This window comes from Methanomicrobia archaeon (assembly GCA_011049045.1).
GTDB lineage: Archaea > Halobacteriota > Syntropharchaeia > Alkanophagales > Methanospirareceae > JACGMN01.
In genome coordinates this window covers 1-11292 of record DSCO01000051.1, presented here as the reverse complement: position 1 = coordinate 11292, position 11292 = coordinate 1, and the positions used below count along the sequence as shown (strand labels likewise).

The following is an 11292-nucleotide window of genomic DNA, read 5'->3' as shown; positions in this document are numbered from 1 at the left end:
TCGAGCGATTTGATCAGCTTACCATTGCCGAACGTCTCTTTGAGCTCTTGGAATTTCTGCAGGAAGTGCTCAGCATACGGCTTGAAATAGGTAACCAGACCGCTCCAGTTTTTATCATGCAAATATCGCTTGAAATTGCGCTCCAGCTCGGTTCCCGTAACGGTATACCGTTCCTCCCACGCCGCTTTTTTAACGGTATCAAAGACCGCCTGTAATGCGGCAAAATACTCCTCGACGTTCAGCAAATCAGTGTTAGCTGTAACATGCTTAACATACGGCATTTGTATCTGCAAATTTCCGCCCTCAACCGGCAAGCCGGTATCAATCAAAAGATATTGCAATCCTTCTTCGAACGTCTCGAGCGTTACTTTCTTCGTCTCTCCTTTCGTCTCGTCTATCAACGAATCCGTCCTGAAGATCGGCAGGCGGTTCAGTACAAAATGCCGATCCTCATCCATCGCTTTCTTGTACGCGGGAATCAGTACGAGCATGAACTGCATCTGCGCCATGAACGTAGCGAATGGATGGATATCGAAACCGACGATGCGATACTCGTTACAGAGCGCTTCCAGGATCTTCGACCAGCCTTTCTCATCCGCAATCTGCTCCGAAGCTTTCAGGTACCGCCGCAACGCCTCGACCAGAAACGTGCCAGAGCCGCAGGCAGGATCTAACAAGCGTTTGTCGATGACGTTCCGGCCCTCGTAGCCCACGGCATCGAGGATGTACTCAACCACCTCCTGCGGCGTGTAAAATTCACCCAGCGCTTTTCGGGTTTCTTTATCAAAGTAGCGCTGGTACAACGTGCCGAGCGGGTCACCAACGATCTCCGAGAAGTCGAACTTGTAGAGCGTGAGGATAAGGTCAGCAAGCGCCTCGCCAAAGCGCCCCTTCTGCTTCTCGAATCGCGGACTGTAGAGCGCGTCGCCCGCACTGATGTCTCTGTAGCTGTCCTCCCACCAGTAGAAGATATCGCCCTCAAATACAGACTTCACCAGCCGCTGCTTCATGCTCTCAATGAGATGCTTCGTCGTTATCGCCCATGCCAGGAGCGTGATGTCGCCCCGGTAAGAGGTCTGCTCGATCTCAGTCTTAATGAACCTCGAAAACTCGACGTACGGTAACTGGTAATCCTCACACGCCTTCGCCAGGATCAACCGTGTGAAGAGCGAATACGCGCTCTCCAGGCAGAACATGAACTTGAAGAGGTTCTCTTCCGTCGCTTTGAGCCCCATGTCGTCCATTATCCGCCGCCAGTTCTCCGGTATCTTCTCCGGCTTCTTCGCGTACGAGACCTTCCAGAAGTTGTAAGCGCTTTTCAGAAACTTCGAGCGCTCCAATTCAAACTCGAAGAGACCAATTGTCTTCTCAACCAGATTGGCGAACCGCGAACCCGCTTTCAACTCGAAGCTCTCAAAGAAATGCTCCTGCGCGATCTCCGATGATAAATTCACCCGCTCGGCAGGGTCATCAAATAGTGCGAAATAGCTGAGCACTGCTTCGATCTTTGTTCGTTCAATTCGGGGCTTTCGTAACCACTCGTACAAATCATCACACTGCTGTGGTGCCAGTGCACCTAGATACACGTGTAATTTTCGCTCCCAGTTCGAGTTAATCCGCTCATAGATCATGAGTTCGAGCCCGTCAGTGAGTACACCGTATCGCGCTTTGAGCGGTTTCACGTACCGCTCCCATAATTGCGCAAAATCGCGCTCGACATCGAGTTCCTTCGGCTTCTTGAACTCAACCACAAAAACAACGTTCTGGTAATCATCAAAGGCGAGCAGATCGCTTCGTTTGCCTCGCACGTTCTTCTCAAATCGAATATCAGTAAGTTCGCCTTTATAGCCGAGCGCTTCGATAATACCGCTTTTAACAAAGGCGATACGTAAATCCTCTTCCGAGATCTCTTTCGCGCTTCTTAGCTTCTCATTGAGCTTTACGAAGCTCGACCGGATATTCTCGGGTGCAGCCATGTTACCGTTCGCGGATATCCTTCACCAGGAAGTTACCACCGTTCAGCAGAACGCCCAGCACCTCAACCTGCTTGCCGTAGAGCGCCGTTCTTATACGTGCCAGCGTTGCCGCCTCGCCCAGCAGCTTCGCTTCCGCTAAGGTCAGCTTCGCGCACTTCTCGGTTGCTTCCCGTTTGAAGATCAAGGTGCAGCGCTCTTTAGCGGTTTCCAACCGTGCTTTGATCCTGAGATCCCAGACCCCTTCGACGTCGCTGTGCACCATGCAGAAATTATCGATGATCCAGCGGTTGCACTTTGGACACCGCTGAATGAGCCCGCTGCCATCGTAAATCTGGGTTATCCGCCCGCGTATCCGTGAGCCTGACTCCGGCGTCTCCGGCATCTGCCTATCCGCTCCGTGTGCGAGCAGCTCGTTCAGATGATCAGCTTCAATAACGACCGCATCGGGAAACCGCTCGGTAAATGAATCCAGGATCGCCAGTGCAGTCGCTTCGCCGCGCGCCTCCAGGATCTTTAACGCCTCTGGATGTACCTGATATCCGCGAGTAAGAACCGCGTTCAGTATGGTTTCCGCAGCCGTTGCATAAGCCATAACCACATCTACTTCTCCTTTCTTTCCCGGACTGATAAATACTTACTTACTGACTAACAGGGCGCTCGGCCTGCCGTATTTTCCATCCCCGCGGCTCAACCGGGGTTTTTCGAACACTTATTAACTTCTGAGCACTTCTGTTTCCCTGATGCCTGCCTATATTGATCTCAATGTGCACGCGTATCCCGAAACGGACACGCCAGCAGAGGAGCTGCTGCGCGTTGCGAAACGCTATGGCTTCGCTCAGATCGCCATCAGCAATTACGATAACCACGTGCTTCAGGACTGCTGGTTGGCGGATCTGATCCTCGGTGTTGAGATACAGGCGCAGACCGTGACGGAGCTGAAGCGTAAGCTCCGGCAGCTCGAGGACCGGGTCACGGTTATTGCGGTGCACGGCAGTGACGATAAGATCACCAGAGCCGCGGTCGAGAGTCCGAAGGTGGACGTACTGACCCATCCGTGCAGCGAGAAAGGCGAGGGCACGTTAAGCTACGTGCTGGTGCGGTTCGCCGCTGAGAACGGTGTTGCCATCGATTTTAATATGAGCGCACTCATCCGGAGCAGGCGCGGGGAGCGCGCACGTATCCTGACCACGATGCGGGAGCAGTTGAAGCTCGTCCGGAAGTACCGGGCGCCGGTGATCCTGACCAGTCATGCGCACTCGATCTACGACCTGAGAGCGCCCCGGGAGTTGATCGCGCTGGCTGCGCTCTTCGGCATGACGCGAGCGGAAGCGGTGCGTGCGCTTTCCGAGACGCCACAGGGCGTGGTGGCGAAGCGGTGGAAGAGGGATCGCGAGCTGGAGGTGCTGTGATGGCGCGAAGAACGATGGTTTTGCCGGTTTGCGTGCTCTGCATGGTTTACACCCCACCGACACTCCGCGATCGCCGCCGGTATCTTCGATTCGAGCTGCTCTGTGAGCGCCCGGTCGATAAACGAGCGATCCTGAGGGCGATTTGGGACTCGGTATATGCGCTCTACGGTGAGCTTGGCGCGAGCGAGAGCAAGCTCTGGCTGATCGAGTATCACCCGAGCGAGGACGGTACCCGTGGAGTCGGCATTCTCCGGTGCGCCCATGACCGGGTCGAGGAGGTCCGTGCCGCACTCGCCTGTATCTATGCGATTGACACGGCGAGCATTGGTATACGGGTCATCAAGACATCAGGCACGATAAAGGGCGCTTCAAAATAACGCGTCGCGTGCACACCGCTCATTTATATATTCAGTCAGGTTCGCAGCATCTCCACGACCATCACCAGATCGCGTTTCGTGATGATGCCCCTGATCTGCCCCGATTCTCCATCAACGACCGCGAGGATATTCTTACTCGTACCGCTCATGCGCTTAAGCGCTTCGATTGCGCTCGCCTGCTGCACGATCACGGCCCCACGCTCGTGATCCTCGAACGGGAGCACGTCAGCCACGCGGAGCAGTTCCAGCGGCTCGCCGGTGTGTTTCTTGAGCTCAGCGAGCGAAATGAACCCTTTATACTCGCCTGACCCATCAATCACGGCGTAGTCGGTCGTCTTCTCCGCGATCATCTTTGCGCGCAGTGCGGGAAGCGGCATATCCGCGGGCACGCAGACATTATTAGCGCGCATGAGCTCCCGCACCGTGAGGCCATCCAGTGCGGCAACGGCGACCGTCGCGGTCTCCTCCTCAGTCGCCGCGATGAACAGGAAGACGGCGATGATCGACAACCACGGGTTGAAGGGAATACTGATCTCCCCGCGGGTGATGAGGATGAAGGGATCAGGCATGAAGCCCATAATGCCCATGACGAGCGCAAACGCCTTGCCCACGAAGACCGCGCGCTTCGTCGCGGTGAGGAACTGCACGCGTTTTGCCAGGAACGCGCGTAAGACGCGGCCGCCATCCATAGGAAATGCGGGTAGGAGATTGAAGGTGCCCAGGATCACGTTGAGGAGCCCGATGCTGAAGAGGATGATCAGAAGCGGCTCGAACTGCAGCAGATTGCCCCGGGAGAGCCCGAAATGAGCGGCGAGGAAGGTACCGCCGAGCACGAAGCTCATTAACGGCCCCGCGATCGCGATCCGCCACTCCTTATCAGGCTCGCGCGGCAGATCCTCCATCAGCGCCAGGCCGCCGAAGATAAAGAGCGTGATATTCCGGATCTTTGTCCCGTACTTCATCGCGACATACGAATGCGAGAGCTCATGGAGCAGTAGCGAGAGGAAGAAGAGAAATGCGGCCACAAGTGCGAGCGCATAGCGAAATGGCCGTGAGAAGTCCGCCGTATCGCCCAAACCCACCGGCGCGGGGCCCTGCGCGAACATAAGCACCATGAGCGGAAAGATGAGCAGGAACGTGACATGGAGGCGTATAGGAATGCCAATGACTCGACCAACCTGTATGGATGCGCGCATCGATTCTCCCCGCGGTAACCCGATACTTATTTATACTGCCTTCCTCTCATAAAGAGCATTATGGAAATACAATTATCGTCGTTGTACGGGCAGGATTTGTATACCGATCGGGGCATCTACGTGGGAAAGGTTGAGGATGTGACTGTTGATATCAAGGATAAGCGAATCTCAGGCATCGCCGTGAAGAACGTCAGTCCCAATGCGTTCAACGTGGGCAGGAAGAAAGGTGTGATCATTCCGTACCGCTGGGTCACCGCGATCGGGGATATCGTGATCATCAAGCACGTGAGACGCCAGCTCGCGGAAGAGCGCGAGGACTCAGAGGAGCGCGAACGTTAGATAGCTCGCTCGCCAGGGCCGGCCAGGCTCGGGCTGGCTGAGCGGCGCCGAACGGGACAGACGGCACGGGTCAGAACCGTGATGACGGCTCAGAGCCGGATAAGGGACGATCACGCGGAAAAGGAGCTCGAGCTATACGCGGCGATCCGGGCGTTACCACCGCTCATTGTCCGTGCCGATGGCCGCAACTTCCGGCGGCTCTTGCAGCCTGAGTTCTCAAAACCGTTTGATACGCGATTTGCCACCGGCATGGCAGATGCCGTGACGCTCTTCTTCGAGCGGAGCGGCTTCGACCCGCTGCTCGCGTTCCTCTTCTCCGATGAGGTGAATCTCTGCTTCACCCACGTCCCGTTCCGGGGCCGGCTGGAGAAGCTCAATTCGGTCATTGCCAGCTATCTGGCGAGTGCATTGACGCTCGTGCTGCGATTTACCAGGCCTATTGCCTTCGATGCGCGAGTCATTCCGATCTGCGACCTTGACGAGGGATTACGGGCGTACCTCGCGCACCGGCAGGCGGAAGCATGGCGGAATCATATCAATGCATATGGCTATTACGGCCTGCAAACGCTGGGTCTGAGCAAACGCGCGGCTGAAACGCGTGTGAAAGGGATGAAGGCGATGGAGGTGCACGAGCTGCTCTATCGCGAGGGTATTAACCTGAATGAGACACCCGCGTGGCAGCGGCGTGGCATGATCGTGGCGAAAGAGCCGTACGGAAAACAGGGCTACGACCGTCGGGCCGAGCGGGCAGTAACGGTAACGCGGTTCAGAACCGTGCAACTCTGGGAGCTGCCGCTCTTCAGCACTGAGGACGGGCAACGGCTGCTCAACCGCCTCACCGTGCGCGAAACGATCAGCAAAAGGGGTGCGGGCGTTGTTTGAACCGCAGACCGTCTTCAACGTGCGGCTGTACGCTGCCCGGGGACCGGCAGCGGGCCCGACGAGGCTCGTGATCGGCGGGCTCCACGGTGACGAAGGCCTGGTCACAGCGCCCATTATCGCGCGTTTGGCCGCTGAGGAGCTCAGTGCCGGTGAAGCGATACTGGTGCCGAGCCTCGTTGCGGGCGGTCAGTACATCGGTGTCCTCACTGCCGAGTATTATGAGAGCGCCGCGGGGCAGCTGTTGCTCAGGCTCATTCGCAGATACACGCCCGCATTCTATTTCGAGCTCCATGCCTACGGTCAGCAGTCGTATGAGCGCTTAACCGATCCCGGACGGGTGAATAAGATCGGTGTACCGCACTTCATCGAGCTGGGGAACGGGATCCTCATCGGCTCGATCGCGCCACTACTCCGCCGGCGGTTCACGATCGCGGATTTCTGCATGACCATTGAGGTGCCGAACTGGAGGCATGAAGACGAGCGGATCAACGAATCCGTGCTGGAATTGTTACGGATCGCGCTCGCGTGCCGCGATCGGGACGCGTTGATGCAGACCTATAGAGCACGGTATCCCGCACCGGTGAAGCAGGCGGAGGAACTCTTCAACCGTTATTATCGCCATTTTTTGCGGCCCTTTTGAGGTCCGCGTCAACGACACGAACGAATCAGGGGCACTACTGTTCCCCGCGTTTGGACTGCGATCGGTATGCGAAATGGTTATATAGCCGCTCGCTCTATGTTATTGAGCGTCTATTATTACGGTGCTATTACGGTGCTGAGGCGATAACCGCATGTTCAGACTGACGAAACGGGTAATTGTCATCCTCAGAGTGGTGTGGAAGTATCACCTGATCTCATCACTGCTGGGCTTCTACCGGAGCTTTGCGAAGGGCGGCATACCTACCGAGCCCATCTGCGCACCTGCGGAGGGCTGGGAAGAGGAGGGCGAGCACCTGCGATTGGCACTTACCGAGCTCGGGCCCACGTTCATCAAGTTAGGCCAGTTGCTGAGCCAGCGGCCGGACATCGTGCCGCCACCGATCATTGTCGAGCTGCAGAAATTGCAATCCGGCGTTGCCCCGTTACCCTTCGAGGAGATCAACCGTTCGGTAACCTTCCCCTGTGAATGCGTTGACGAGACGACCGGCGAGACATATTCGACCTGCAAACAGCTCGAGGACGTCTTTGACGAGATAAACAAGAAACCGCTCGCAAGTGGCTCGATCGCGCAGATTTACCGGGCGAAGTTGGAAGGTAACGAGGTGGTCGTGAAAGTGCTGAAGCCGGGGATCGAGCGCGTGATTGACGCGGACCTCCGGCTGCTCAGGTTGATGCTGCCGGTGGGCGCGCGGCTCCTCCGCGTGAAAGGCTTCGATCCCGAACTCATCGTTGATGAGCTCTCGACCATGCTCAAGAACGAGATCGATATGCGACTCGAGGCACTGCATATCGAGCGGTTCCAGCGGAACTTCAAGGACTGGGAGAAGGTCGTGATCCCGCGCGTCTACTGGGAGTTCACCAATAACCGGGTCATCGTGATGGACTTCATCAAGGGGCCGACGGTCGGCTCGCGGCCATCGCTGAGCGAAGAGCAAGCGCGGTATTATGCGAACCTGATAACGAAGGCGTTTCTGCAGATGGTCTACGTCGACGGTTTCTTCCACGCGGACCCGCACAGCGGCAATATCATCCTGCTCCTCGAGGATAATAAGATCGCGTTCCTCGATTTCGGCGCCGTCGGCCGGCTGCGTGAGGAGGTGATGCTCGATGCGCTCGAAGTCTTCTACGCCTTTTTCACCGGTGACGTGAGCAAGGCGCTCAAAGGGTTCCTGCAGCTCGTCAATATAACGGAGAAGGACATTGATCTCGATTCCTTTTACGCTGATCTCGACGAGCTGATCGAGAAGTTTCAAGCGGGCCGCTACGAGAAGGGACAGGGTGACAACCTCGCACGGCTCTCGCTTAAATACAAACTCCCCGCGCCACGTGCCTTCGTCGTTTTGGAACGGGCGATCCTGCTCGTTGAGGGCTCCTGCAACAATCTGTATCGTTATTATGACATCAAGGAGGCCATTGCAGAGCAGTTCAGTGTCCAGGAGCTGCTGAAACAGGAGATCAAGCGCGGCGTGAAACGGCTCAGTGATGCTTCCGTCAAGCTGGTTCGCAACTTACCGGACATTATTGATCATTACAGCGAATACCGGCCGCTGAGTGCACAGGAATCGACGGCCGAGCGGCGCGCATCGGCGAGCTACGGTCCGTACCTTGTTGCGGGCATCATTGCGGGCATCGGCCTGCTCTTCCCGATCTGCACCTCACTCGGCGGACTGGACGTCACACCGCAAGCAAACGTATTCGTGCCGCTGGTCGCACTGGTGCTGGCGGCACTCGTTACGCTCTTCGCCAATTCGCGGGACTGACCAAACGCTTGCCGGTCGCACCCGGCGTCCTTCCTGGCATCCACGGTTAGTACTACCAGAACGGATCACCGCAGTATGTTCGCCGCTTCATGTACCGCGCCCGCCTTGCCGATGATGGTCACGAGATCGCCATCCATGAGCCGGGTGTCGCCGTGCGCGATCAGCGATTTGCCGCCGCGCCGTACCAGAGCGATCAGCGTATCCTCAGGCAGGGCTATATCTTTGATCGCCTTCCCGATGACCCGCTTATTTGCGACCTCCACCTCGATAATATCGCCTTCCTCCGTGACCTCGCACAGGGTAAAGAGGTCCGGATGGCCGACCATACCATCGAGCATGAGCGCGGTGGCGGTAACCGGGCTAATGGACCGGATCCCGAGGTCGCGAAAGGCCCGCAGGTTCTCGGTCTTGTTCACCCGCGCGACCAGTTTCTCGTCGGTGAACCCGAACTTCGTCTTGGCGATCTGGCAGACCAGGAGGTTGGTGTTGTCCTGATCCGTGGTGGCAACGAGATACTTGGCATGCTCGATCCCGGCCTTCTTCAGAACCGTCTGATCCTCAGCGTCGCCATACACCACCGGTATCCCGAGCGCTATCGCCTTCTTTACGTTCGCTTCGGTATTATCAACGATCACGACGTTCTCGCCTCGTTTGAGGAACCGTTCAGCGAGGGTGCGGCCAACGCTGCCGCCACCGATCAGCAGGATCTCCATGGGTATTACTCCGGTACGGTTGGCGATAAATCTTGCGGCTATGCCCGTGGCGAGCACGGTGACGATGATCGTGATGAAGATCAAGCCAAGCAGGCTGGTCGCCTCTGAATCGAATCCGAGGAGCTGCAGCCGCAGGGCGAAATAGACCGCCATAGAGGCCGGCACCACACCACGCGGGCCCATAGCGGCGATGAAGAGCTTCTCGCCACGGTTCAGATCCGCCTTGTGCGTGGCGGCGAAGACCGCAAGTGGCCGGATAAGGATGAGCAAGGCGAACGCGAGGAGGATACCGCGTGGCCCGATAGCACGCATGGCATCGAAATCGATGAAGGCCGAGAGCAGGATGAAGATGATCGAGAGCAAAATGATCGAGAGATCCTCCTTAAAGCTCTTGATGGACTCTTTATGCGGCACATCAGCGGAGCCGACGAAGATCCCGAAGATAGCAATGGCGAGCACGCCGGATTGCGCGCCCATGCTCTCCGCACCGACGAATGCGGCCAGGAGTATGGAGATGGTGAAGAGTCGCGCATACTGCTCGGTGAGCAGCGGCACGTTCCGGAGTATGAGAATGAGCAGAATACCGCTCACCAGCCCGACGAGGATACCATCGACGATCCTGATCGCGAGGAGTTGGAGTACTGAGATGCCCGTGACTGAGGCGACAATCCACTCGAAGACCACCGCCGCGAGCACCACACTGACGCCATCGTTCAAGACCGCCTCAGCCCGGAGCGTATGGGCAACCCGGGTATTCACTTTGATCTGTCTGAGGATAGGTGTGATCACGGTGGGGCCGGTTGCGGCAATAAAAGCGCCGAAGAGCAGGGCGACCGAGAAAGGTATCTCGAGGAGGAGGTAAGCGGCAAGCGCGGTGAGCAGTGCCGTGATGGCCACGCCGACCGTCAAGAGCGAGAGGATGCTCCGCTGCATCTTGCGGATCTGCCGGAGATCGATCTCGAGCCCGCCATTGAAGACAATGATGGCTACCGCAAACCCGACGAGCAGCTCGATACCCGCGCCGAACCTGCTGGGCTCCACCAGGCCGGTCACTTCCGGGCCCAGCAGAATGCCCGCCGCCAGTAAGAAGACGATACTCGGGATCTTCATGAGGCGGCCGAGCATATGGGCGAAGATGCCAATGATCATGACGACCACGAGCGCGGTCAGTATGTAGGTGGTACTCATGTGAATTCCTCCGCTTACTGCTGGTGGCGGTGAGGAGCGATAACCGTAAATGCGCTGCTAGCTCTGCATGCTAGTTGGTCCCCGGTGGTTAAAGCACTTCTGGTGTAGTTCAGGATGCCGCCGGGGTAAGCAGAAGCCCCTTCATGCAGGGGGGCGATTATCCTGAACCGGGAGAAGTGGCATACTATTATTAGAACGCGGAAAGTAAGAGTACTTATAAGAACTAACTAACGTGCGTGAGTAAAGATGCAGCGAACGTTTACGGCTCCCGCAACAACTGCCCTGCTGGTCGCCGCGCTCTTCGGGTTGCTGCTGCTACCGGTTCAGGCGCTCGGCACACCGTTTGTCATCTACGGCCAGGTATTTGACGGCACAAGGCCCGTTGATGGGGTTACCGTAACGGTCACGAATCTGGCGACCGGTAGTTCAGTCAGTCCTGCGGTTACTGATAACGGCGGCTGGTATCTGGTAGATCTGGCACATTTGGAACCGAATGAAGCCCATGCGGCAGGCGATACCATTCAGATCACCGCGACTACTGGTGCCGGTAAAATGGAAACGACGGTCGTAGCACGGGCAGAGGAGAGCCCGCAACTCGTGAGACTGGTGCTGGACGCGGAAGACGGCTCAGGTGGCGGTAAGGTCCCGGGATTTGAAGCAGTGATGATGCTGCTCGCACTCCTTGCAGGAACGTTTCTGTGGAAACGAAAGCGTTAGCAGCGGACCGTACGTAAAAGGTGCTCATTCGCCTTTTAACAGGTGTTTTGGTCGTCGCCGACAGCGCTTCGGACG

General features: G+C 57.1%; 11 protein-coding genes. 7 read left to right on the top strand and 4 right to left on the bottom strand.

All coding sequences use genetic code 11. The features are described from left to right. Positions 1 to 1976: hypothetical protein (locus tag ENN68_06745; protein ID HDS45772.1), on the bottom strand; the 1976-nt coding region annotated here is incomplete at its 3' end. Position 1977: 1 nt separating this feature from the next. After that, positions 1978 to 2568: a hypothetical protein gene (locus ENN68_06740; GenBank protein ID HDS45771.1), complete on the bottom strand. Its 591-nt coding sequence runs from the start codon at positions 2566 to 2568 to the stop codon at positions 1978 to 1980. A gap of 148 nt (positions 2569 to 2716) precedes the next feature. Here ENN68_06740 and ENN68_06735 point away from each other — a divergent pair, with 148 nt between their 5' ends. After that, positions 2717 to 3385 carry a ribonuclease P protein component 3 gene (locus tag ENN68_06735; protein HDS45770.1) on the top strand — a complete coding sequence of 223 codons (669 nt, stop codon included), beginning with the start codon at positions 2717 to 2719 and terminating at the stop codon, positions 3383 to 3385. After that, positions 3385 to 3762 (top strand): ribonuclease P protein component 2, encoded by a 378-nt coding sequence (locus tag ENN68_06730; protein ID HDS45769.1) that lies wholly within the window; start codon positions 3385 to 3387, stop codon positions 3760 to 3762. The genes ENN68_06735 and ENN68_06730 overlap by 1 nt, the downstream gene beginning before the upstream one ends. 35 nt (positions 3763 to 3797) lie before the next feature. Here the strand turns inward: ENN68_06730 and ENN68_06725 are convergent, their stop codons facing one another. Beyond that, the gene (locus ENN68_06725; GenBank protein HDS45768.1) at positions 3798 to 4958 is read right to left on the bottom strand and encodes a site-2 protease family protein; all 1161 of its coding nucleotides are present in this window, start codon (positions 4956 to 4958) and stop codon (positions 3798 to 3800) included. A gap of 60 nt (positions 4959 to 5018) precedes the next feature. Here ENN68_06725 and ENN68_06720 point away from each other — a divergent pair, with 60 nt between their 5' ends. From ENN68_06720 to ENN68_06705, 4 genes are all read left to right on the top strand, one after another. Beyond that, positions 5019 to 5297 carry a photosystem reaction center subunit H gene (locus tag ENN68_06720; GenBank protein HDS45767.1) on the top strand — a complete coding sequence of 93 codons (279 nt, stop codon included), beginning with the start codon at positions 5019 to 5021 and terminating at the stop codon, positions 5295 to 5297. Between the two features lie 81 nt (positions 5298 to 5378). Further along, entirely contained in the window at positions 5379 to 6179 is an 801-nt protein-coding gene (locus ENN68_06715; protein ID HDS45766.1) for a tRNA 5'-guanylyltransferase, read from the top strand. Then, positions 6103 to 6819 (top strand): DUF2119 domain-containing protein, encoded by a 717-nt coding sequence (locus ENN68_06710; GenBank protein ID HDS45765.1) that lies wholly within the window; start codon positions 6103 to 6105, stop codon positions 6817 to 6819. The genes ENN68_06715 and ENN68_06710 overlap by 77 nt, the downstream gene beginning before the upstream one ends. Before the next feature lie 151 nt (positions 6820 to 6970). Next, complete coding sequence (locus ENN68_06705; protein HDS45764.1) at positions 6971 to 8599, top strand: AarF/ABC1/UbiB kinase family protein; 1629 nt, start codon at positions 6971 to 6973, stop codon at positions 8597 to 8599. Between the two features lie 65 nt (positions 8600 to 8664). Here ENN68_06705 and ENN68_06700 read toward each other — a convergent pair whose 3' ends face one another. Further along, positions 8665 to 10500, bottom strand: a complete 1836-nt coding sequence (locus ENN68_06700; protein HDS45763.1) for a sodium:proton antiporter — start codon at positions 10498 to 10500, stop codon at positions 8665 to 8667. A gap of 246 nt (positions 10501 to 10746) precedes the next feature. Here ENN68_06700 and ENN68_06695 point away from each other — a divergent pair, with 246 nt between their 5' ends. Continuing rightward, positions 10747 to 11217, top strand: a complete 471-nt coding sequence (locus ENN68_06695) for a carboxypeptidase regulatory-like domain-containing protein (protein ID HDS45762.1) — start codon at positions 10747 to 10749, stop codon at positions 11215 to 11217. The last annotated feature ends 75 nt before the right edge of the window (positions 11218 to 11292 follow it).

Excerpts from the sequence above, each read along its gene's own strand:
- ENN68_06740 (HDS45771.1), bottom strand. The coding sequence starts at position 2,568 with ATGGCTTATGCAACGGCTGCGGAAACCATACTGAACGCGGTTCTTACT.
- ENN68_06735 (HDS45770.1), top strand. The coding sequence starts at position 2,717 with ATGCCTGCCTATATTGATCTCAATGTGCACGCGTATCCCGAAACGGAC.
- ENN68_06730 (HDS45769.1), top strand. The coding sequence starts at position 3,385 with ATGGCGCGAAGAACGATGGTTTTGCCGGTTTGCGTGCTCTGCATGGTT.
- ENN68_06725 (HDS45768.1), bottom strand. The coding sequence starts at position 4,958 with ATGCGCGCATCCATACAGGTTGGTCGAGTCATTGGCATTCCTATACGC.
- ENN68_06720 (HDS45767.1), top strand. The coding sequence starts at position 5,019 with ATGGAAATACAATTATCGTCGTTGTACGGGCAGGATTTGTATACCGAT.
- ENN68_06715 (HDS45766.1), top strand. The coding sequence starts at position 5,379 with ATGACGGCTCAGAGCCGGATAAGGGACGATCACGCGGAAAAGGAGCTC.
- ENN68_06705 (HDS45764.1), top strand. The coding sequence starts at position 6,971 with ATGTTCAGACTGACGAAACGGGTAATTGTCATCCTCAGAGTGGTGTGG.
- ENN68_06700 (HDS45763.1), bottom strand. The coding sequence starts at position 10,500 with ATGAGTACCACCTACATACTGACCGCGCTCGTGGTCGTCATGATCATT.
- ENN68_06695 (HDS45762.1), top strand. The coding sequence starts at position 10,747 with ATGCAGCGAACGTTTACGGCTCCCGCAACAACTGCCCTGCTGGTCGCC.